Annotated in this window: 23 protein-coding genes; 11 read left to right on the top strand and 12 right to left on the bottom strand. The window is 71.8% G+C overall.

Annotated elements, in window-relative coordinates; translation table 11 throughout:
• Positions 1 to 273: 273 nt before the first annotated feature.
• The 10 genes from ACFWPQ_RS03855 to ACFWPQ_RS03810 all read right to left on the bottom strand — a co-directional run bounded on the left by ACFWPQ_RS03855 (position 274) and on the right by ACFWPQ_RS03810 (position 9,591).
• Positions 274 to 1,350, bottom strand: a complete 1,077-nt coding sequence (locus ACFWPQ_RS03855) for a hypothetical protein (protein WP_384029618.1) — start codon at positions 1,348 to 1,350, stop codon at positions 274 to 276.
• Positions 1,350 to 2,012 carry an RNA polymerase sigma factor gene (locus ACFWPQ_RS03850; protein WP_384029616.1) on the bottom strand — a complete coding sequence of 221 codons (663 nt, stop codon included), beginning with the start codon at positions 2,010 to 2,012 and terminating at the stop codon, positions 1,350 to 1,352. The genes ACFWPQ_RS03855 and ACFWPQ_RS03850 overlap by 1 nt, the downstream gene beginning before the upstream one ends.
• 538 nt (positions 2,013 to 2,550) lie before the next feature.
• On the bottom strand, positions 2,551 to 2,796 hold the full coding sequence (locus tag ACFWPQ_RS03845) for a hypothetical protein (RefSeq protein WP_384029614.1): 246 nt from the start codon (positions 2,794 to 2,796) through the stop codon (positions 2,551 to 2,553).
• A gap of 70 nt (positions 2,797 to 2,866) precedes the next feature.
• Complete coding sequence (locus ACFWPQ_RS03840) at positions 2,867 to 3,487, bottom strand: RNA polymerase sigma factor (RefSeq protein ID WP_384029612.1); 621 nt, start codon at positions 3,485 to 3,487, stop codon at positions 2,867 to 2,869.
• Positions 3,488 to 3,690: 203 nt separating this feature from the next.
• Positions 3,691 to 5,163 (bottom strand): DHA2 family efflux MFS transporter permease subunit, encoded by a 1,473-nt coding sequence (locus ACFWPQ_RS03835; protein WP_384029610.1) that lies wholly within the window; start codon positions 5,161 to 5,163, stop codon positions 3,691 to 3,693.
• A gap of 92 nt (positions 5,164 to 5,255) precedes the next feature.
• On the bottom strand, positions 5,256 to 5,564 hold the full coding sequence (locus ACFWPQ_RS03830; protein WP_384030072.1) for a hypothetical protein: 309 nt from the start codon (positions 5,562 to 5,564) through the stop codon (positions 5,256 to 5,258).
• Positions 5,565 to 5,761: 197 nt separating this feature from the next.
• Positions 5,762 to 6,331, bottom strand: a complete 570-nt coding sequence (locus ACFWPQ_RS03825; protein WP_384029608.1) for a hypothetical protein — start codon at positions 6,329 to 6,331, stop codon at positions 5,762 to 5,764.
• A gap of 87 nt (positions 6,332 to 6,418) precedes the next feature.
• A complete protein-coding gene (locus ACFWPQ_RS03820) occupies positions 6,419 to 6,904 on the bottom strand; it encodes a hypothetical protein (protein ID WP_361283273.1) in 486 nt (161 codons plus the stop codon).
• Positions 6,905 to 6,996: 92 nt separating this feature from the next.
• Entirely contained in the window at positions 6,997 to 7,764 is a 768-nt protein-coding gene (locus ACFWPQ_RS03815) for a DUF4328 domain-containing protein (RefSeq protein ID WP_384029606.1), read from the bottom strand.
• A gap of 150 nt (positions 7,765 to 7,914) precedes the next feature.
• Positions 7,915 to 9,591 (bottom strand): glycoside hydrolase family 20 protein, encoded by a 1,677-nt coding sequence (locus ACFWPQ_RS03810; RefSeq protein WP_384029604.1) that lies wholly within the window; start codon positions 9,589 to 9,591, stop codon positions 7,915 to 7,917.
• Positions 9,592 to 9,746: 155 nt separating this feature from the next.
• Between ACFWPQ_RS03810 and ACFWPQ_RS03805 the strand changes: the two genes are divergently transcribed.
• The 5 genes from ACFWPQ_RS03805 (at position 9,747) to ACFWPQ_RS03785 (ending at position 13,923) form a co-directional block, all read left to right on the top strand.
• Entirely contained in the window at positions 9,747 to 10,319 is a 573-nt protein-coding gene (locus tag ACFWPQ_RS03805) for a 2-oxo-4-hydroxy-4-carboxy-5-ureidoimidazoline decarboxylase (protein ID WP_384029602.1), read from the top strand.
• A 192-nt stretch (positions 10,320 to 10,511) separates the two neighbouring features.
• Positions 10,512 to 10,892, top strand: coding sequence for a succinate dehydrogenase, cytochrome b556 subunit (sdhC, locus tag ACFWPQ_RS03800; protein ID WP_043406142.1), 381 nt, complete (start codon positions 10,512 to 10,514; stop codon positions 10,890 to 10,892).
• A gap of 5 nt (positions 10,893 to 10,897) precedes the next feature.
• Positions 10,898 to 11,380: a succinate dehydrogenase hydrophobic membrane anchor subunit gene (locus ACFWPQ_RS03795; RefSeq protein WP_217554202.1), complete on the top strand. Its 483-nt coding sequence runs from the start codon at positions 10,898 to 10,900 to the stop codon at positions 11,378 to 11,380.
• Positions 11,381 to 11,404: 24 nt separating this feature from the next.
• Complete coding sequence (gene sdhA / locus ACFWPQ_RS03790; RefSeq protein WP_384029600.1) at positions 11,405 to 13,159, top strand: succinate dehydrogenase flavoprotein subunit; 1,755 nt, start codon at positions 11,405 to 11,407, stop codon at positions 13,157 to 13,159.
• Positions 13,159 to 13,923: a succinate dehydrogenase iron-sulfur subunit gene (locus tag ACFWPQ_RS03785; protein WP_361283262.1), complete on the top strand. Its 765-nt coding sequence runs from the start codon at positions 13,159 to 13,161 to the stop codon at positions 13,921 to 13,923. Before sdhA ends, ACFWPQ_RS03785 begins: the two co-directional genes overlap by 1 nt.
• A 64-nt stretch (positions 13,924 to 13,987) precedes the next feature.
• Here the strand turns inward: ACFWPQ_RS03785 and ACFWPQ_RS03780 are convergent, their stop codons facing one another.
• Positions 13,988 to 14,428: a hypothetical protein gene (locus ACFWPQ_RS03780; RefSeq protein WP_384029598.1), complete on the bottom strand. Its 441-nt coding sequence runs from the start codon at positions 14,426 to 14,428 to the stop codon at positions 13,988 to 13,990.
• Positions 14,429 to 14,559: 131 nt separating this feature from the next.
• On the opposite strand from ACFWPQ_RS03780, the gene ACFWPQ_RS03775 reads away from it, so the two are divergent.
• From ACFWPQ_RS03775 to ACFWPQ_RS03760, 4 genes are all read left to right on the top strand, one after another.
• Positions 14,560 to 14,970: a VOC family protein gene (locus ACFWPQ_RS03775; RefSeq protein ID WP_384029596.1), complete on the top strand. Its 411-nt coding sequence runs from the start codon at positions 14,560 to 14,562 to the stop codon at positions 14,968 to 14,970.
• Between the two features lie 94 nt (positions 14,971 to 15,064).
• Positions 15,065 to 15,472, top strand: a complete 408-nt coding sequence (locus tag ACFWPQ_RS03770; RefSeq protein ID WP_384029594.1) for a hypothetical protein — start codon at positions 15,065 to 15,067, stop codon at positions 15,470 to 15,472.
• Complete coding sequence (locus ACFWPQ_RS03765; protein ID WP_384029592.1) at positions 15,469 to 15,963, top strand: thiol-disulfide oxidoreductase DCC family protein; 495 nt, start codon at positions 15,469 to 15,471, stop codon at positions 15,961 to 15,963. The genes ACFWPQ_RS03770 and ACFWPQ_RS03765 overlap by 4 nt, the downstream gene beginning before the upstream one ends.
• Before the next feature lie 9 nt (positions 15,964 to 15,972).
• Positions 15,973 to 16,719, top strand: coding sequence for a TetR/AcrR family transcriptional regulator (locus ACFWPQ_RS03760; protein WP_384029590.1), 747 nt, complete (start codon positions 15,973 to 15,975; stop codon positions 16,717 to 16,719).
• Here the strand turns inward: ACFWPQ_RS03760 and ACFWPQ_RS03755 are convergent.
• Positions 16,712 to 19,120: an MMPL family transporter gene (locus tag ACFWPQ_RS03755; RefSeq protein WP_384030070.1), complete on the bottom strand. Its 2,409-nt coding sequence runs from the start codon at positions 19,118 to 19,120 to the stop codon at positions 16,712 to 16,714. The two genes, ACFWPQ_RS03760 and ACFWPQ_RS03755, sit on opposite strands and share 8 nt — an antisense overlap.
• A gap of 175 nt (positions 19,121 to 19,295) precedes the next feature.
• Here ACFWPQ_RS03755 and ACFWPQ_RS03750 point away from each other — a divergent pair, with 175 nt between their 5' ends.
• Both ACFWPQ_RS03750 and ACFWPQ_RS03745 read left to right on the top strand, forming a co-directional pair.
• Complete coding sequence (locus ACFWPQ_RS03750; protein WP_384029588.1) at positions 19,296 to 19,985, top strand: response regulator transcription factor; 690 nt, start codon at positions 19,296 to 19,298, stop codon at positions 19,983 to 19,985.
• Positions 19,982 to 21,415 (top strand): sensor histidine kinase, encoded by a 1,434-nt coding sequence (locus ACFWPQ_RS03745; RefSeq protein WP_384029586.1) that lies wholly within the window; start codon positions 19,982 to 19,984, stop codon positions 21,413 to 21,415. Before ACFWPQ_RS03750 ends, ACFWPQ_RS03745 begins: the two co-directional genes overlap by 4 nt.
• Positions 21,416 to 21,419: the final 4 nt, after the last annotated feature.

Below are 21,419 nucleotides of genomic sequence, written 5' to 3'. Positions count from 1 at the left end.
CTGCCCGCGCCGGCCCTCCGGCCCCCACCCTCGGGCTTCTTGGGGCCGGGGGGTTCGGGGCTCGGGCGGGGGGGGGGGGGGGGGGCCGGGGGCCACGGGCCCCCCCCCGCGCCGATGCACGAGCCACGGGTACGGGGGGAACCCCGGCTCTGTGCGACGGCCGATGACCAGTCGGCTCACTCAGTACTGCGCCGGCGCCGCCGAAAACGTCACACCCCGCGGGAAAAAAGTTCAGCGAGTTTCAAAACCGCAGGTCACAGCGGTGCGTAAAGGTCAAAGCGCGCTGTAGGTGGGGCTGGGCGAGGTGACGGGCCGGTTCGGCAGCAGGGGCACGAAGGAGGTCGGGGCGGGGGTGGCCACGCCGTTCTGTCGGGGGTCGTTGCCCTTGCCGCCGCCCTCGCCACTGCCACTGCCACTACCGGTGCCTCTGCCGGGCCGGCCGTCGTCGCCCTGGCTGCTGTTGTCACCCTGGCCGCCCTGACCGCTGCCGTCGCCCTTGCCGTCGTCCTTGCCGTCGCCGGAGGCGTCGCCCTTGCCGTTCAGTCCGGTGCCGAGGACGGCCTTGCAGAACTTGTCGACCCGGCCGGCGCCGCCCGCCAGGCCCTCCAGGGCCCGCTTGCGGTCGGCGCCCAGGGTCTTGCCGTTCTGGATCGCGCGGCAGGACGTCAGCGCACCGCTCCAGCCGCCGACCTGGAAGCCGGGCGAGCCGGTGTCCCTGGTCCTCGGCTTGCCGGACGGGGTGGGCGAGGTCTGCCCGGAGCCATCGGACGTGGCGCCGGAGGAGGGTGTGCCGGTCTCGCCGCCGAGCAGGGACTCGGGCGAGGACGTGCCGCCCGGGCGTGCCGGGGTGCCGGCGGCCGAGACGGAGGCGGCCGGTCCGGGAGGGTTGTCGTCGAACGGCGTCGGCAGCACTCCGGTGCCGGCGGCCACCGCCACCCCGCCGAGCATGCCGGCGGTCAGCGCGGCGGCGAGGCCGAGCCGTGCGGGGCGGGCCCAGCCCGCGCCCCGGGCCGGCCGGGCACCGGCACCGGCACCGGCACCGATACGGAAGAGGCCCGCGTCGGCTTGCCGTCCGCCCTTCGCCGGCCGGGCGGTCGCGCCGCTCGCCATGGCGGCGGCGGTCCGTGCGTCCTCGGCGGATTCGCGCGCTTTGCGGAAGGCAGCCAGCGCGGCTTCCTCACCGGGAAGTTCGGCGGTGTCCGGCGTGGCTCGCGCGGAGAGCGCGCCGAGCGTCCTGGCGAGGCGTTCTGCCTGGTCAGTGGAGGAGGCGTCGACGGCTTCGAGCGACTCACCGCGCAGCAGACGTTCCGCCGTCACCCGGTTCAGCCACTTGTACTGCTCGTCGGCCATCACATGTCCTTCTGCGTCCGCGAACGCGTATGCGTCACACTCGCGGACGTCACCGCACGTTCATTCGGTTCTCGCTGGGGCGGCAGCGCGTCCAGGACGCCCGCCTTCTCCGGGTCGGCGCCGAGCATCTCGGCGAGTTTCCTCAGGCCGCGGTGGGCGGCCGTGCGGACGGCTCCGGCGCGTTTGCCGAGGGTCTCGGCGGCGGTCTTGGCGTCGAGGCCCATGACGACCCTGAGGACGACCGCCTCGGCCTGGTCCTGCGGCAGCCGGGCGATGAGGGAGAGGGTGGAGTCGGTGGTCAGCGCCTCGATGGCCTCTCCTGCGGTGTCGGAGTCGGCGGCCCGGCCGACCAGTTCCGTCTCGTCGCCGCCGATCGCGGGGCGGCGGCCGCGCATCCGTATGTGGTCGAGGGCGCGGTTGCGGGCGATCCGGGCGGCCCAGCCGCGGAACCGGTCGGCGTCACCGCTGAACCGGTCGAGGTCGCGGGCTATCTGGAGCCAGGCCTCGGAGGCGACGTCCTCGGCGTCCGGGTCACCGACCAGCGTTCGGACGTATCCGAGCAGGCGTGGCTGGACCGCGCGATAGACGATGCGGAACGCGGTCTCGTCCCCGTCCTGTGCCGCACGCACCGCGGCAGTCAGCTCCGCGTCGTCCCCCAGCACCCGATACCTACTCTGCGCCTAAACCGGCGCCGCTCTCGCGGACGTGGTTCTCGCCGTCGTGGTTCCTCAATTGATGGTTGCGGTATTCGGGACCGCGGATCGTTGCGGTGGTCATGCGTCGTCCGCGCCCCGGCGCGAACTGCACGTTACGACCTGAAACCGCTCGCCGTCCACGTCCGTACAAGGTGCAACTAACTCGTGACGCCCCGGGGTGTGACAGAAAACGCAGTCATGGCGCTGAACAGAGTACGGGCCGCCGCGCGGTCCGTGCCGCGCGACGGCCGGGGCCTCTCCTGTGGGGGGTGGCGGCCCCGGCCGTTGCCTCGGTCTACCGCCCTGACCTGCATCGATGCACAGACTTGAGGGTCAGCGCGACCAACCCGCCGACCGCCTCAGGCGATCCTTCCCGGCACGATGCGCCGAACCGCCCCGGACACCGGCTCACGGGCCTCTTCGACTCACGCTTGCCGCGCTCGGCCGCGATCCAGCCCGATGTGTGCTGCCTCACATCGACCGAGCCCCGTGCGGGGCGCCCGGCTCAGCCGGTCGTCGTCCGGGCGGGCCGCCAGTCGTCGCGACGGCGCGGGCACGAGCGGTGTGCGCCGGTGTCACGGGCGGTGCGGAAGGCGGCGACCGCCCTGCGCTCGCCCTCGGTGTCGACGTCGTCCACACGGAGGGCGGCGGCGAGCAGGGCCTCCAGCGGCGGGCCGGAGGGCCCGGACCCGGGTCCGGGCACCGGGTGGCGCCGACCGCGGCCGGTGTCGTGGCTGTGCCGTTCGCCCATGTCCCGGTCCCTCCCTCTGCGGCGGCCCGCCGTCGTGGCCGCCCCCTGACGTCCATGACGCCGCCGGCGTTCAGTCCGGCTCCCCCGGCGGTGTCCCGGGGTCCTCCCGCGTTCCGTCCCCGACACCCAGCCGCCGGGCCAGGGCCCTGAGCCCGCGGTGGGCGGCGGTGCGCACCGCGCCCGGGCGCTTGCCGAGAACCCGGGCGGCGGCCGGGCCGTCGAGGCCGACCACGACGCGCAGCAGCACGGCCTCGGCCTGCTCGCGCGGCAGCGAGCGGACCAGCTCCAGGGCGCGCTCGGTGGAGAGCGCCTCCAGCGCCTGGTCGTGGGTGCTGTGCGGGGCGGGCAGGTCCAGCAGGTCGTGCTCCGGTGCCGACGGCCGGGGCCGTACCCGCTGCCGGCGCAGATGGTCCAGGGCCCGGTGCCGGGCGACGGTCGCCGTCCAGCCGCGGAAACCGGCCCCGTCCCCCTGGAACCGCCCCAGGTCCCGGGCGATCTCCAGCCAGGCGTCCGCGGCCACGTCCTCGGCGTCGTGCCCGACGATCCCGCGGAGGTAGCCGAGCAGGCCGGGCTGGACCAGCCGGTAGGCGACCGCGAAGGCGGCCTCGTCGCCCTCCTGGGCGCGTGCCACGGCCGCACCGAGCTCGCCGTCGTACGCCTGTACGCGGCGGGTCTCCCCTCCCTCGCCCAACGCGATCCTCGTCCGTGCCGAGTGCGAATCGGGCTCTGCCGAAGCCGAACCCGTGCCGTTGCGTAACCGCTGCCTGCCGTTGCGTGCCGTGCGGCACCCGCGGCGGCGCGCGCGGGCTCCCACGAGCACCAGCGCCGCACGGGACGGAAATGTCACACAGGAAGTTCACAGCTGCCGGACGGGCGGGTTCCCGCCGCCCGGGCTCAGGTGGCCGAGTCCACCGGTTCCGGGGTCCGCTCCGGCGCGGCCTGCGGGGTGGGGGCCCGGTCCGCGTTCACGACCACGCCGGCGATCAGGGCGCCCAGCAGCAGCGCGGCCATCGCCCACCAGGTGGCCACGTTGAAGCCGTGCACCGCGGCCTTCGCCGCCAGCAGCGTCCGGTCCGGGATGCTCGCGGCGTGCGCGGTGGCGTACCGGGTGGTGACGCTCGCGGCGATGGTGTTGAGGAGTGCCGTACCGATCGAACCGCCCACCTGCTGGGCGGTGTTGAAGGTGGCCGAGGCCGCGCCCGAGTCCCGTGGGGCGACGTTGCCGGTGGCCAGGGAGACGGAGGTCATCATCGCCGTACCCATGCCGAGGCCGAGCATCAGCATGCCGGGCAGGATGTGCGAGGCGTACGCCGGCTCGACCCCGACCTGGGCTATCAGCGCCAGCGCCCCGGCGGCCAGCAGCAGCCCGGGCACCATCAGCACGCGGGGCGGGACCCGGTGCAGCAGCCGGGCGGCGACCTGGGTGGAGCCGGTGACCATGCCGACGGTGATGGGGAGATAGGCGACGCCGGTCTTCACGGGCGAGTAGCCGAGGACGCGTTGCATGTAGTACGTCAGGAACAGGAAGACGCCGAACATGCCGATGGTCACCAGCAGCACGGTGAGGAACGCGCCGACGCGCTGCCGGTCCCGTACGACGGTCATCGGGAGCAGCGGCACCGGGGCGCGGGTCTGCCAGAACCCGAAGAGGCCGAGCAGCGCGACCCCGCCGATCAGCAGCGTCAGGACCAGGCCGTCGGTCCAGCCGCGGGACTCCGCCTCGGAGAAGCCGTAGACCAGGGCGAGCATGCCGGCCGAGCCGAGCAGGGCGCCGGGGACGTCGAGGCGGGCGTCGGGATGGCGGCCCCCGCCGGGCAGCAGGACCCAGGCGCCGGCGAAGGCGGCCAGGGCGATCGGCACGTTGACGTACAGGCACCAGCGCCAGTCCAGGTACTGGGTGAGGAAGCCGCCCGCGAGCAGCCCCACCGCGGCGCCCGCGCCGATGATGGCGCCGAAGATGCCGAACGCCTTCCCGCGTTCCTTCGGGTCGGTGAACGTCGTCGCGAGCAGCGACAGCGCGGCCGGCGCGAGCAGCGCGGCGAACACGCCCTGCAGGGCCCGCGCCCCGAACAGCATCCCCTGGTTCACCGCGGCCCCGCCGAGCGCGGAGGCGGCCGCGAAGCCGACCAGGCCGGTCATGAACGCGATCCTGCGTCCGACGAGGTCGGCGATCCGGCCGCCGAGCAGCAGGAGTCCACCGAAGGCGAGGGTGTAGGAGGTGATCACCCATTGCCGGTTGCCGTCGGACATGTGCAGGGCGACCTGGGCGGAGGGGAGCGCGATGTTGACGATGGTCATGTCGAGCACGACCATCAGCTGGGCCAGTGCGATGACGACGAGGGCCCACCAGCGTCGGTTGTCGGCCATGGGCCAATCGTGCTCCCCCACCGACCACTTGGGAACGCCCGCGTCTCTTATTACGGTCTTTTTGCCGACGGCGACTTGGCGGGTCGGCGCCGCTACCCCAGGGCGTCCCGGCACAGCAGCCGCAGCGAGCCGTGGCCGCCGTAGCACCGCCGGGCCTCTTCGACCGGGTCCCACAGCCGGCCGTCGGGAGTGCGGATCCAGTGGTCGCCGCCGGACGCCCACCACTCGGCGCCGGCCTGACGGACGATCACCTCGCCGGCGTAGGCCCCGAGACCGCGCAGGGTCTCCCGCACGGCGTCGTACGGCGGGCCCTCCCGGCGTATCTCCTCGATCACCCGGTCGACCCGCCACAGGCTCTGCGCCGAGTAGTCGAGTCGGACCCGGGCGCCTTCGCGCATCATCGCCACGGCGTCCGCCGCCCACCGGGCCGGTCGGGCGGCGGCGTGCGGCCTGGTCTGCTGCGGCGCGGTCCCCTGGCGGGGTGTCACGTAGTGGGCTGTCACACAAGGAAGAGCGAGGTGGGCGGCGGTTTCGTCACCCGGATCCGGGAGTGTTCCCGCAACCGGCGCAGGACCCTCGCACCGCCCTCACGAATGGTTCACCCGCGCCCGCGGGCCCGCCGCGACACCACCGCGCGCAGCACCCGGCGGCCCTCGGTGGAGATGTCCAGCGCACGGCGCAGCCCGGCCGCGCCGTGCCCGGCGAGCAGTTCGAGGACCGTGACCTGGCGGCGGAGTTCGGCGGCGACCAGCGGCGACATGCCCTCGGTGCCGCCCTCCCGGCGGCTGTCCACCGAGGGCGCCCGGTCCTCGGCGGGGTCCAGGAGCCGGTGGATCTGCAGCGCGGCGACGGAACAGGCGTCGGCCCACAGGCGGATGCCGGCCGCCTCCTGCGACGCGGGCGCGGCGTCGAGCATCCGCCGGGCGAGCGCCTCGGCCTCGTCGGCCTGCCCTCCGGTCCCCCCGCCGATCTCCTCACCTGCGCCGAGCGAGCCGCGCGCCTTCTCCAGGCCCTCGCTCCAGCCGGAGCCGTCGGCGAGGCTCGTCCACAGCGGCCGCAGCACCAGGTCGTCCCCGCCCAGCAGGGGCACGCACCGATCCAAACAGGCCAACCCGCTGGCAGCCAGTCCGCGTTCATCGGCCTGAGCGATCAGCTCCACCAGGCTCATCCCACGCCTCCCAGAAACGGTACATACCAAGGCCCGACATGCACAGAGCCCGTGCTTTCCCTAACTGCGTGCGACGGTACGGCAGTGTCACACGGGCAGGACACCCAGGACCCGGAGGAGTCCGAAGAATGGGTTTTGAGCCAATGGTGCCTCCGGGTCGGGGTCGGCGGTCAGTACGGCGAGGAGCGCGTCGGCGCCGACGGTGTGCCCGGCCTCGGCGGCCCAGGCGACGGCGCGGTCGGCTGCGTCGCGGGGTTCGAGGAAGTAGTCGTCGAGGGACAGCCCCTGTTCGTCGACCGCCAGCAGGCGGGCCGCGGCCGCCCGGCCCAGGCAGGTGGTCCAGCCGCCGCTCTCCGGCGCCGCCGCCTCGACGACCACGCAGGCGCCGTCCATGACGTAGCCGAAGAGCGCCGGCGCACCGGTGCGCGCGGCGAGGGCGTTCATGCTGCCGACGTCGGCGTCGGGGCTGTCGTACTGCCAGACGCGCCAGCCGCCGGGGGCCGAGGTCCGCAGGACGCCCCCGTCGGGCGCCGGTTCGCCCCGGCCGACGACGAAATACCCCCAGTGGCCCATGTCCGTCCCCCTGTGTCCCCGACTCGTCCCGCGCCGAATACACCACAGGGGTACGGGAGTCCGCCAGACGCGTGCGGTCGTGCGGTCCTGCGTCAGAGCGCGGCGGGGGCGGTGCCCGCCATCGCCTTCTCGTGCTGCATCCGGGTCAGCCGCAGCACGACGAGGATCGCGAGGACCGCGGCGGCGATGTCCAGGGAGTCCGAGACCATCAGCCGCAGGGCGCCGTCGTGCACCTGGACGGCACCCTCGGCCTCGTCGCCGTAGTCGGTCGTCGCGACGCGGTCGGCGAACAGCGAGGCCAGCCACAGCGTCCACCAGGCGTTGACCAGCGCGTGCGAACGGGTCGTGCCCCAGGGGCTGCTGGCGTCCCAGATGTCGAGGGTGATCCGGCGCGGGTACCAGCAGTTCACGATCGGCACGAACCAGCCGCCGATCGCCCAGCCCGGCGACTTGCTCTGCCGGAGCGGGTCGAACACCTGGGCGTTGGCCCGCACCCGCTGGAACCAGCACAGGTACACGACCACGCAGGCGACCAGCGAGACGGCCTGGGCTCCGGCGGCGACACCCAGCACCTGGTCGGCGCGGTCGGCCCGGCGGAACGCGGCGGCGCCGGTCTCGCCGTCGGCCAGCGCGCCCGTGGCGTCGTACTGGAGGATGTCCGCCCAGACGGCGAACAGGTCGGCGGTTATCACCACCCCGAGCAGGACGACGGCGGCCCAGCCGAGTCCCACGGGCGAGCGCAGCCACAGGCCCGGCGTGCTGCCGAAGGCCGGGACCGGCTCCGTCGAGTCGCCGAGGCAGCGATGGCAGAGGGTGGCGCCGGGCGCGGCGGCGAAGTGGTGGCAGCGGGCGCAGATCAAGACGGGTCCCCCGGTACGCGGCAGTGCACGGAGCCCTCCCCAGGCCCGCGCGCGGAATGCGGAACATACGGCCCGTCAGCGCCGTACGTCCACCCTTATTGCCGCCCTCGCTGCCGCCCTCGTTGTCGCTGTGACCTCGTCCCCGCCGTGTCAGCCCAGTCTGTTCGCGAGGTTCTTGAAGTCCGTCCAGGACATCGTCGGGGTGGTGCCCGGGTCCCACAGTTTCTGGATCGTGGCCCGCAGCGGCATCCGGATGCCGGCCGCGACCTGGTCCTGGGTCTGGGAGCCCGCGAGGTCGCACCAGACGGCGAAGGAGCCGCCGAGGACCTGGGGTTCGTACCGCGCGGCCACGGCGGTGGTGCCGCGCAGCACGCGCGGGATCCACTGTTCGTAGATCCGCTGTCCGGTCGGATAGACGAAGGTGTTGGGCTCGCCGAGGACGTAGTACAGGTACTCGTCGTTGTAGTTGAGCACCTTGCGGCCCGCCCTCAGGTACTCCACGGGCTGCCGGGCGCCGTTCTCCTTGCCCGTCCAGTAGCCGACCTGGAGGTCCGGGGCGGGCTGCACGGACGTGCCCCGCAGGAAGCCGTCGTTCCAGGCCCGGATGGTCCGCTCGTGGGCGCGGACGGTGGCGGCGCGGGCGTTCAGCCAGCCGGTGGTGAGGTCGGCGACGGTGCCCGAGGCGCCGTACGCCTGCCGGGCGGCGGCCGCGAGCTGCGGGTAGGAGGCCTGCGGGTTGGCGACCGCCAGGGCCTGGTACTCGTCGCCGCCGAGGTTCCAGTAGGAGCCGGGGAACACGTCGGCGTACTCGTTGAGCAGGTCGTCGACGAGCTTCGCGGAGGCGTCCTTGGAGATGTCGACGGCGCCCCTGGTGGCCACGCCCTGCGCGTTGCGCAGCTGCAGCTCCGGGTGGGCGGCGAGGACGGCGCCGAGGTGGCCCGGCGAGTCGATCTCCGGCACGATCTGGATGTGCCGGCTCGCGGCGACCGCGACGATCTCCTTGACCTGCGCCTTGGTCAGGTGGTCCCTGGAGACGATCTCGGGGTGCGTGTCGGACTCGATCCGGAAGCCCTGGTCGTCGGAGAAGTGCAGCCCGAACTGGTTGAACTTCAGGTCGCCGAGTTCTCGTATCCGGGACTCTATCCAGTCGGCGGTGAACGGCTTGCGCGCGATGTCCAGCATGAACCCGCGCTGCGGCTTGGCCGGCTGGTCCCGTACGACCCCCTCCGGGGCCGTGCCGCCGCCGTGCACCTCCTGCTTCAGCGTCCGGGTGCCGTAGAAGACGCCCGCGTCACCGGGCCCGCTGATCCGCACCGACCCGCCGCGCACGGTCATGGTGTACGACTCCGGGTCCCCCGTGCCGCCGAGGTCCAGCCGCAGGTCACCCGGCCTGACGTCCTCGCCCGCACCTTTCTGCCCGGCGTACGACAGCCCCAGCTCGCCCGCGGTCAGCCGCCCCTCGTCGGCCAGCGCCGCGTTGCTCACCACGACCCGGCCGCCCTGCTGCGGGCGCCAGCCGGGGCCGCGCGCGGCGGTGTGGGAGCGGACGGCGGGGATGGTGCGGGGGGCCTGGGAGAGCGGGTAGCTGCGGGTGGGCGTGGGAGTGGGGGTCGCGGCCCCGGAGCTCGCCGCGGAGGAGACCGCCGCTGCGCTGCCGGAGGGCTGCCGGGCCGCTCCGGCGCCGCTGCCGCCGTCGTCGCCGCCCGAGGAGGCCCATACGCCGATGCCGGTACCGAGCGCGACGGTCCCCGCGAAGGCCGCGGCGACCACCACCGCCCGCCTTCGCACGCCCCGTCGTGCCGACGGCCTCCGCCTGTGCTGGCTCACGGCTACAACTTACGACGCATCAGCCGCGCAGCCGTCACCGACCCAATCCGAAACTCTCCCGTTCGGGTGAAATTCAGGCAACCGACGGACACCCCGTGAACGTCCTCGATAACGTCAACGACACTTCTCTCACTACACCCCCTGCCACATCGCCCGTGACGCGAGGACCCACGCTGCCCGCCCACCGCCTGCCCCACCTCCCCACCCCGCTGGACGCCTTCAACGCCGCCCCCGACGACGAGGCCGGCGCGCTGCTCCTGCACTGCCTGCACAGCCTGCGCTGGTCCCGCCGCATCGCCGACCACCGCCCCTACCCCGACGCGGAGTCCCTCCTGGCAGCAGCGGACGAGGCGACGTACGACCTGTCACCGGGGGACCTCGCCGAGGCGCTGGCGGGCGAGACTCTGCCGGACCTCCCGGCGGGCACCTACTCGGCGGCCACCACGGCCCTGACCGCAGCCCACGCGGCCTACGAGGCGAAATTCGGGCACGTGTTCGTGATCTACCTGGGCAGCACCCCGCCCGAGGAGCGCCTGGACCGCGTCCTGGAAGGCATTTACTCACGTTTGGAGAACGATCCGGAGGACGAGCGGGTCATGTCCGTGGAGCAGCTCCGGCGCCTTGCACAGGGGCGTCTGACCGAGAAACTCAGGGGCGCGGGGCAGCATCCATCAGCGGCTCCGCCGCGGGGCGCGACCAGCCACGCACGGCCCGCACCCGGCAAATAACCGAACAACCCACCCCGGATGCCGCCCGGCTAACCCATCCGCGTGCCACTTTGATCACACCGGTAGGCCCGGCGTAAGCCCAGCGCTGACGCCTCGCTACGATGCTGGGGGCCGGTGGACCGTACCCGGCCGGGCCCGACCGACACCCACAAGCCGGCGCGGCCCCGATACCCCGCTCCCGGAGGGACTTCCGTGCCGGCTGGAACGCTGTACCGCGGCCGGGAAGGAATGTGGTCCTGGGTGGCTCACCGAGTCACCGGCGTCCTCATTTTCTTCTTCCTGTTCGTTCACGTGCTGGACACCGCTCTCGTCCGCGTCTCCCCCGAGGACTACGACAAGGTCGTAGCCACGTACAAGACGCCGATCGTCGCACTGCTGGAGTACGGCCTCGTGGCCGCCATCCTCTTCCACGCCCTCAACGGCCTGCGCGTCATCGCCGTCGACTTCTGGTCGAAGGGGCCGCGCTACCAGAAGCAGATGCTCTGGACGGTCGTCGGTGTCTGGGTCGTCCTGATGGCCGGGGCCATTTACCCCGTTCTCGGCCACGCCGCTCGTGTCCTGTTCGGGAGCTGACGCAGATGTCGACCACTGAAACCACCGCATCGGGCGTCGGCCCCGTCGAGGGCGCCCCCCTCTTCAACGTCGACAACCCGGCCCCCCTCATCGAGGCCCCGCGCAAGCGCACCAAGAAGACCCCGCGGTCCACCCGCGGCAACTTCGAGATGGCCGCCTGGCTGTTCATGCGCCTGTCCGGCGTCGTGCTGGTCGTCCTGGTCCTCGGCCACCTGCTGATCCAGCTGGTGCTCGACGGCGGCGTGTCGAAGATCGGCTTCGCGTTCGTGGCCGGCCGCTGGGCGAGCCCCTTCTGGCAGGTCTGGGACCTGCTGATGCTCTGGCTCGCGATGCTGCACGGCGCGAACGGCCTGCGCACGATCATCAACGACTACGCGGAGCGCGCGAACACCCGGCTGTGGCTGAAGGGCCTGCTCTACACGGCCACGGTGTTCACCATCCTGCTGGGCTCGCTGGTGATCTTCACCTTCGACCCGAACATCCGCTAGGCACGGGGCTGAGGTACTAACGACATGAAGATCCACAAGTACGACACCGTCATCGTCGGCGCCGGCGGCGCGGGCATGCGCGCGGCCATCGAGTCGACGAAGCGCAGCCGCACCGCCGTGCTGACCAAGCTCTACCCCACCCGCTCCCACACGGGCGCCGCGCAGGGCGGCATGGCCGCCGCGCTCGCCAACGTGGAGGAGGACAACTGGGAGTGGCACACCTTCGACACGGTCAAGGGCGGTGACTACCTGGTCGACCAGGACGCCGCCGAGATCCTGGCGAAGGAGGCCATCGACGCCGTCCTCGACCTGGAGAAGATGGGCCTGCCGTTCAACCGGACGCCCAACGGGACGATCGACCAGCGCCGGTTCGGCGGTCACTCCCGCAATCACGGCGAGGCCCCGGTCCGCCGGTCCTGCTACGCGGCCGACCGCACCGGCCACATGATCCTCCAGACGCTGTACCAGAACTGCGTCAAGGAGGGCGTGGAGTTCTTCAACGAGTTCTACGTCCTGGACCAGCTGATCACCGATGAGGACGGCGTCAAGAAGTCGTCCGGTGTGGTCGCCTACGAGCTGGCCACCGGTGAGATCCACATCTTCCAGGCGAAGGCCGTCATCTACGCCTCCGGCGGCACCGGCAAGTTCTTCAAGGTGACGTCGAACGCGCACACGCTGACGGGCGACGGCCAGGCGGCCGTCTACCGCCGCGGCCTGCCGCTGGAGGACATGGAGTTCTTCCAGTTCCACCCGACCGGCATCTGGCGGATGGGCATCCTGCTGACGGAGGGCGCCCGCGGTGAGGGCGGCATCCTCCGCAACAAGGACGGCGAGCGCTTCATGGAGAAGTACGCGCCGGTCATGAAGGACCTCGCGTCCCGTGACGTCGTCTCCCGCTCCATCTACACGGAGATCCGTGAGGGCCGCGGCTGCGGTCCCGAGGGCGACCACGTCTACCTCGACCTCACGCACCTGCCGCCGGAGCAGCTGGACGCGAAGCTCCCGGACATCACCGAGTTCGCGCGCACCTACCTCGGCATCGAGCCGTACACGGACCCGATCCCTATCCAGCCCACCGCGCACTACGCGATGGGCGGCATCCCGACCAACGTCGAGGGTGAGGTCCTGTCGGACAACACCACCGTCGTCCCGGGCCTGTACGCGGCCGGCGAGGTCGCCTGCGTCTCGGTGCACGGCGCCAACCGCCTCGGCACCAACTCGCTCCTCGACATCAACGTGTTCGGCCGCCGGGCGGGCATCGCGGCCGCCGAGTACGCGCACACCGTCGACTACGTCGAACTCCCGGAGAACCCGGCCGAGTTCGTCGTCTCCCAGATCGAGCAGCTGCGCACCTCGACGGGCAACGAGCGGGTCGCCACGCTCCGCAAGGAGCTGCAGGAGACCATGGACGCCAACGTCATGGTGTTCCGCACCGAGCAGACGATCAAGACGGCGGTCGAGAAGATCGCGGAGCTGCGCGAGCGCTACAAGAACGTCTCGATCCAGGACAAGGGCAGGCGCTTCAACACGGACCTGCTGGAAGCGATCGAGCTCGGCAACCTCCTGGACCTCGCCGAGGTCATGGCGGTCTCCGCCCTGGCCCGCAAGGAGTCCCGCGGCGGTCACTACCGCGAGGACTACCCCAACCGCGACGACGTCAACTTCATGCGCCACACCATGGCGTACCGCGAGGTGGGCGACGACGGCGCCGAGTCCATCCGTCTCGATTACAAGCCGGTCGTCCAGACCCGCTACCAGCCGATGGAGCGTAAGTACTGATGGCAACCCCCGTTCTGGACAAGGTGGAGGCGGAGGCCGCGGCCTCGGACCACCTCATCACGGTCACCTTCCGGGTCCGCCGGTTCAACCCGGAGGTCTCCGCGGACGCCGTCTGGGAAGACTTCCAGTTGGAGATCGACCCGAAGGAGCGCGTCCTCGACGGCCTCCACAAGATCAAGTGGGACGTCGACGGCACGCTGACCTTCCGCCGCTCCTGCGCCCACGGCATCTGCGGTTCGGACGCGATGCGGATCAACGGCAAGAACCGTCTTGCCTGCAAGACCCTCATCAAGGACATCAATCCCGAGAAGCCGATCACGGTCGAGCCCATCAAGGGCCTCACGGTCCTGAAGGACCTGGTCGTGGACATGGACCCGTTCTTCCAGGCGTACCGCGACGTCATGCCCTTCCTCATCACGAAGGACACGAACGAGCCCACGCGTGAGCGGCTCCAGTCCGCCGAGGACCGCGAGCGCTTCGACGACACGACGAAGTGCATCCTCTGCGCCGCGTGCACGTCGTCCTGCCCGGTCTTCTGGAACGACGGCCAGTACTTCGGCCCGGCCGCCATCGTCAACGCGCACCGCTTCATCTTCGACTCGCGTGACGAGGCCGGCGAGCAGCGCCTGGAGATCCTGAACGACCGCGACGGCGTCTGGCGCTGCCGCACGACCTTCAACTGCACGGACGCCTGCCCGCGCGGCATCGAGGTCACCAAGGCGATCCAGGAGGTGAAGCGAGCGCTGATCACGCGCCGCTTCTGAGCTCCCTCCCTTGAGCCGTCGGCCCCGTTCCCTTCCGGGAGCGGGGCCTTCGCCGTTCCCGGCCTCAGTTCGCGGCCGGTCTGCGCCACTCGCGGGCGCCTGCCGCGCGCATCAGTGACAGGGCCGTGTCCGGGTCGCCGGAGACCAGGGGGTGCACGAGTTCGACGTAACGGACCTGGCCGGCCAGGGACCTGCGGAGCTGGCGGAGGGTGCGGGCGCCGAAGGAGACCCCGCCGGGGCGGTCCACGACGCCCGCCGTGACGGCCAGCCCCTCGATGCCGACCTTGCACTCGGTCAGCGGGGTCGTGCGGCAGACGTGGATCTCGACGTCGCCCTGCCACAGGCCGAGGACCGCCTTGTAGGTCACTCCCGATCCGGCGTAGGTCGCGACCGCGAGATGCCGGTCGTCCTCCGCGCCGCCCGGCCCGTCCAGACCCAGCCGCTGCGCGACCTCGGCGAAAGCCGCCCGCGCCTCGCCCTGGAAGGCCTCTGCTCCCGGAGCCATCCCCGCCCCCTCGCTCACCCGGCACCGACGAGCGCTCAGCGTACCTACGCGGCGGCCCCCTTCTCGGCCCATTGAGTGACCCGACGGTCAGCCCGCCCGGCAACCGTCATCTCCACTCCTAATCTGATCACATGTCAGATGACGAGTCGTATGAACTGCTCGGGTTCGACAACGTCGTGATGCCTGTCGGGAGGCTCGCGGATGCCGTCGCCTTCTACGAGCGGGCCGGGTTCACGGTCGGGTTCCGGTTCGACGAGGGCGGGATCGCCCTGCTGAAGGTCGGGGGCGAGACGCCCGGGATCCTGTTGCGCGCCGAGGAGGGGCTGGGGCACCGGCCTGCGGTGTGGGCGTCGCCGCGCGTGTGGCTGGAGGTGCCGGACGCACGCGCCGCGGCCGAGCGTTTCAAGGAGGCCGGGATCGCCGTCCTCGACGAGCCGTTCTCGGTGGCCACCGGCTGGACCGTCGAGGTCGCCGACCCCTGGGGGAACATCCTCGGCTTCACGGACTACGGCAAGCGGCCGGAGCTCGCACGGCGAGGGTGAAGGGGGTCACTCCGCGATTGAGTTGAACATGTTCAAAAGCGGGTCTAGAGTCATCCCCGTCAGCTTTTTGAACGCGTTCAAGAAGGGGTGGGGCATGGACCGCACGGTCATCGCCTACGTCATCTACCTGCTCGTCAGCATCGGTCTGACCATCTGGGTGGCCCGCACGCTCAGCCACAACGGACGGATCTTCCTCTCCGACGTCCTGCACGGGAACGAGCAGCTCGCCGACGCCGTCAACCACCTGCTGGTCGTCGGCTTCTACCTCGTCAACCTCGGCTTCGTCGCGCTCTACCTGCACACCAGCGACACGGTCGAGGACACCCGGGGCATCTTCGAGGCGCTGTCCGCCAAGCTCGGGGTGGTGCTGCTGGTGCTCGGCGTGATGCACCTCGGCAACGTCTACGTGCTCAACCGGATCAGGCGGCGCGGAATCATGGAGAAGGAGCAGTTCCCGCCGGTTCCGCCGCAGGGCTGGACCGCACCGGCGGCCGGGGCGTGACCGCCGTGACCGCGACCGACGACCGGGGCGCCGTGCGCGTCCCGGTCCGCGGGCTCACCGTCCTCTACGACGCGGAGTGCACCCTCTGCACCCACCTGCGCGACTGGCTGGGGCGCCAGCCGCAGCTGGTGCCGCTCACCCTCGTGCCCGCCGGGTCGGACGAGGCCCGCGCCCGGTTCCCCGGCCTCGACCACTCGGCCACCCTCGACGAGGTCACCGTCGTCGGCGACGGCGGGCAGGTGTACCGGGACACCGCCGCGTGGATCGTGGTGCTGTGGGCGCTGCGGGAGCAGCGGCCGCTGGCCCACCGGCTGAGCACGCCGGCCGGGGCCCGGCTGGCGCGGGGCGCGGTGCTCGCCGCCTCCTGGTGGCGGGGCGGGCAGGGAACCGGGCAACCGTTCCGGCGGGAGGACGGGTGGCTCTACGAACCCGGCGTCGGGTGGCTCTACGACCCTCCGGGCTGTGACAACGGCGTCTGCGCCACTCGTTAGGCTCTGTCCGTGTCCGCGAAGAACGACGGTCCTGTCGAGGCCGCTGCCCAGAGCAAGTCCGAGCAGACCCGCGCGCTGATCCTGGAGACGGCGATGCGGCTGTTCCGGGAGCGGGGCTACGAGAAGACCACGATGCGGGCGATCGCCACGGAGGCCGGGGTCTCCGTCGGCAACGCGTACTACTACTTCGCCGGCAAGGAGCACCTGATCCAGGGCTTCTACGACCAGCTCGCCGCCGAGCACCGGGTGGCGGTCCGCGAGGTCCTGGACAAGGAGACCGACCTGGAGGCGAGGCTCGCGGGCGTGCTGAAGGTGTGGCTGGACATCGCCCGGCCGTACCACGAGTTCGCGGTCCACTTCTTCAAGAACGCCGCCGACCCCGACAGCCCGCTCAGCCCCTTCTCCCCGGAGAGCGAGCACGCGCGCGACGAGGCGATCAGCGTGCACCGCGAGGTGCTGGCCGGGGCGAAGACCAAGGTCGCCCCCGAACTGCGGGACGTACTGCCCGAGTTGATGTGGCTCTCGCAGATGGGGCTGGTGCTGTACTGGATCTTCGACCGGACCGAGGGGCGGGAACGGAGCTACCGGCTGGCCGAGCGGGGGGCCCGGCTGACCGCGCGAGGGGTGTCCCTCGCGCGGTTCCGGGTACTGCGGCCGCTGGTCCTGGAGGTCCACGAGCTGTTCACGGACTTCCTGCCGGGGATGACCCGGGTACTGCCGGATCCGGGCGGCAGGACCAGGGGCCCGGCTAGTTGACCGCGTCCACCTCGTCCCCGGTCAGCTCCACGTCGTACACCAGCGGCCCCTCCACCACCGTCACGTGCCGGGCCTTCGAGCCGTACGACGACGACGTGACCGCCAGCAGGTACGCGCCCGGCGCCGGGACCGACACGATGTAGGAGCCGTCCGCCAGGGACGTGACGTGGTCCAGTTGGCGGCCTCCCTTGGACATCAGGGTGACCGAGGCCTCCTCCACCGGGTCGCCGTCCACCGTGCGGACGAAGCCGTGGATCGCCGTGGCGGGGCCGGCCGGCTCCGCGGGTTCGGGGGCCGCCGTCTCCTGGGGTTCCACCGCGAGGTGCGGGAGCCGCTTGTCCAGCCAGCCCGGCAGCCACCAGTTGGAGTCGCCCAGCAGGTGCATCGCCGCCGGGACCAGGGCCGTACGGAGGATGAAGGCGTCCAGGGCGACCGCCGCCGCGAGGCCCACGCCCGCCGTCGCCGCACCCGAGTCGCCGCTGAGGACGAAGGCCAGGAACACGCAGACCATGATCAGGGCCGCGCTGTTGATGACGCGGCTGGTCTCCGCGAGGCCGACCCGGACCGCCCGCGCGTTGTCCTTCGTGTGCACCCACTCCTCGTGCATCCGGCTCACCAGGAACACCTGGTAGTCCATGGAGAGGCCGAAGAGCAGGGAGAGCATGATGACCGGGAGGAACGCGTTGATCGGGCCCTCCTTGCCGAGGCCCAGCAGGTCCAGGCCCCAGCCCCACTGGAAGACCGCCACCAGGACACCGAAGGAGGCCGCCGCCGCGATCAGGTTCATCAGGGCGGCCGTCAGCGGGACGACCAGGGAGCGGAAGGCGATCAGGAGCAGCAGGAAGCCCAGGGCGATGATCGTCCCGATGAAGAGGGGCAGCCGGTCGCCGGTGACGGAGGCGAAGTCCTTGGACACCGCCGTCACACCGCCCACGTGCGCCTCCGCGCCCGCCTGCGGGATCACCTTGTCGCGCAGGGTGTCGATCAGGTCGTCCGTCTCCTTGGACTGCGGGGAGGTGGTCGGGACGACCTGGATGACCGTGACGCCCTGGGACGGGGGCAGCTCGGCCACCTGGGCGACGCCCGGCGTGGACTTCAGGCCCTGGACCAGCTTCGCCGTGTCGCCGCCGACGCTGACCACCTGGAGGGGGCCGTTGAAGCCGGGGCCGAAGCCCTCGGCGAGCAGGTCGTAGGCCTTCCTGGTGGTCGTGGACGCGTCGTCGTTGCCCTGGTCGGTGGCGCCGAGGCGGAGCGAGAGGACCGGGATGGCCAGGACGGCCATGACGACCACCGCGAGCGCCGCGATGCGGCGCGGACGCTTCTCCACGCTCGCGGACCAGCGGGCCGCGAGACCGCTCGCCTTCTCCGGCTCCGGTCCCTCGGCGGCCAGCCGGCGGCGCTGGCGACGGCTGAGGACGCGTGGGCCGAGGAAGCCGAGCAGGGCCGGGAGGAGGGTGGTGGCCGCGAGGACGCTGAGCACCACCGTCAGGGACGTGCCGATGACCACGCCGTCCAGGAAGTGCAGCCTCGTGACCAGCATGCCGGCCAGCGCGATGCAGACCGTGCCGCCCGCGAACAGCACTGCCCGGCCCGAGGTGTTGAGAGCGGTGACCGCCGACTCCTCGGGGTCCATGCCGCGCAGGATGCCGCGCCGGTGCCGGGTGACGATGAACAGGGCGTAGTCGATGCCGACGCCGAGGCCGATCAGGGAGGCCAGCAGCGGGGCGATGTCGGGGATGTCGACGGCGTGGCTGAGCAGCTGGGTGGAGAACAGGCCCATGCCGACGCCGAAGACGGCGATCGCGATGGGCAGGGTCATCGCGAAGAACGAACCGAAGGCGAGGAACAGCACGACGGCCGCCGCGATGATGCCGACCATCTCGGAGAGACCCTGCGGCGGCTCCTGGACGCGCTGGATGGCCTGGCCGCCCAGCTCCACCTGGAGACCGTCCCGTTCCGCGGCCTGCGCGGTGTCGAGGACCTTCTGCACCTGCTCCTTGGGTATCTCGTTCGCCCGCTTGGTGAAGGTCAGCTGGGCGTACGCGATCGTGCCGTCCTTGCTGATCTGCGCCGACCCCCGGGCGCCGGCGTAGGGGCTGGTGACCGCGCCCACGCCGGGCAGCTTCGCGATCCTGTCCAGGGTCGGCTGGACCCGGTCCTGGACCGCCTTGTCCGTCACCGAGCCGCTGTCGACCTTCCACACCACGGTGTCCGTGTCACCGGAGGTGTTCGGGAAGGCCTTCTCCATCAGGTCGTACGCGCTCTTGGAGTCCGTGTCGGGGAGGGAGAACACGTTCGCGTAGTTCGTGCCCGCCGCCGAGGCCGAGAAGCCCACGCCGACGAGTGCCCCCACCCACAGCAACAGGACCACCAGCCGGTGCCGATAGCACCACCGTGCCAATGCCGTCACGCTCAACAGCTCCTTTTCGTAGATCACTTCGGTCGGTTGGTCCCCCAGGTCCTGGGCACCAGGATCGGCAGCGGGCCGGGCGCCGGGACACCGGGCGCGCATGACTCTCAAGGAACTCCAAAGCTGCGCGCCCCCGGCTGTCGGTGGCGGCGCCGATACTGGGGGCATGACGGCTCCAGGCAGCACCGTGCTGATCGTGGAGGACGAGCCGAGCATCGCGGACGTCCTCGCCATCGCCCTGCGCTACCACCGGTTCGAGGTGATGACGGCCGGCACGGTCCGGGACGCCCTCGCACTGGCCGAGCGCACCCGGCCGGACGCGGCCCTGCTCGACGTGATGCTGCCGGACGGCGACGGCCGCGCCCTGGGCCGTGAGCTGCGCGCCCGGCGGCCGGACCTGGCGCTGGTGTTCCTCACCGCGCGGGACGCCCCGGCGGAGATAGTCGGGGCGCTCGGCTACGGCGACGACTACATCACCAAGCCGTTCAACATCGACGAGGTCGTCGCCCGGATCGGCGCCGTACTGCGCCGCACCCGCCCGGCGGACGTCATCCAGCAGCGCCCGCCGCTGCGCTACGGCGACCTGGAGCTGGACGAGACGACGTACTCGGTGCACCGTGCCGGCCACACGGTCGAGCTGACCCCGACCGAGTACGCGCTGCTGCGCTTCCTGGTGCGCAACGGCGGCCGGATCGTGCCGAAGGAGCAGTTGCTCAAGCACGTCTGGCAGTACGAGCACATACCGTCCGAGTCGACCGTCGTGGAGACCTACATCAGCTATCTCCGGCGCAAGCTCGACGCCCTGGGAGCGCCGGTGATCACCACCCGGCGGGGTGTCGGGTACGGCCTGACATGAGCCTCGGCAAGCGCCGGCACCGGCACGGAATGCACTCGCTGCGCGGCAAGCTCACCCTGGCCAACGTCGGGCTGCTCGCCGTCGGCATCGTGGTGGCGGCCGTCGCCAGCATCATGGGCATGCGGCTGTACCTGCTCGACCAGGTGGACTCCGAGTTGCTCAAGACACGGACGTCACTGGGGAGTTCGGGACTCACGCTGCGGCAGGTCGACTCGCTGAGCGCGCTCGGTGTGATCCGCGACCGGATCGTCCCCACCGAGTCCGACCCGACACCGGACTCGATCTTCGCGGTCATCGACACCGAGGGCGACGCGATCTCCCTCTTCGACATGAAGCCGACCGAGGCCCAGCGCTCCCTCGCCGCCGCCGTGTCCGACCCGCGCGCCCTCGCCGCCGCGCCCGACCCGCACGACATCGAGGTGCACGGCGCGTCCTACCGGGTGACGGCGACCCGGCTCGCCGACGGCCCCTACGTCCTGCTGGCCCAATCGACCGAGCTGCTGCACAAGGGCATAGTCAAGGCGCTCAAGCTCGACTTCGCGGTCGGCTCGCTGCTGCTGGCGCTGCTGTGCTGTCTGACCATGTACAGCGTGCGGCAACGGCTGCTGCCGCTGGAGGACATGGTGGAGACGTCGTCGGCGATCGCGGAGGGCGACCTGACCCGGCGGGTGCCCTCCAGCCAGCATCCGACGGAGGAGGTCGAACAGCTGCGGCTCGCCCTCAACGCCATGCTGCACCAGGTGGAGGCGGCCTACCGGACCCGCGAGCGCAGCGCGGCCCAGCTGCGCCGGTTCGTCGGCGACGCCTCGCACGAGCTGCGCACGCCGCTCGCCGCCATCCGCGGCTATCTCCAGCTGTACGAGAAGGGGATGCTGAGCGAGCCCGGGGAGCGGCGGCGGGCCTGGGACCGGATGCACGGGGAGGTGGACCGGATGGGCCGCCTGGTGGACGAGCTGCTGCTGCTCGCGCGGCTCGACCAGCGGCCGGAGATCCGGTTCCGGAACGTCGACGTGAGCCGGCTGGTGCGGGACGCGGCGGAGGACCTGCGGGCGCAGCAGCCGGGGCGGCCGGTGGCGGTGGAGGCCGACGGGGCCGTGCTGGTGCGGGCGGACGAGTCGGGGCTGCGGCAGGTGCTGGGGAACCTGATGGCCAACGTGCGTGTCCATACGCCCGGTGACGCCGCCGTGCGGTTGGGGGTGGAGCGGGCGGACGGAGTGGTGCGGGTGTGTGTGGCCGACGAGGGGCCGGGGCTGAAGGAGGAGGACGCGGGGCGGATCTTCGACCGGTTCTTCCGGGTGGGGAGTGCGGAGGGGAGCGGGCTGGGGATGGCGATCGTGCAGGGGGTGGTGGAGGCGCACGGGGGTGAGGTGTGTGTGCGGACCTCTCCTGGGGAGGGGCTGGCGGTGACGGTGACGTTGCGTTGCGGCTGAGTTT

It is taken from the genome of Streptomyces sp. NPDC058464, assembly GCF_042721035.1.
GTDB lineage: Bacteria > Actinomycetota > Actinomycetes > Streptomycetales > Streptomycetaceae > Streptomyces.
Note: the sequence above shows the minus strand (reverse complement) of the source record. Positions and strands in the feature narration are given on the sequence as shown.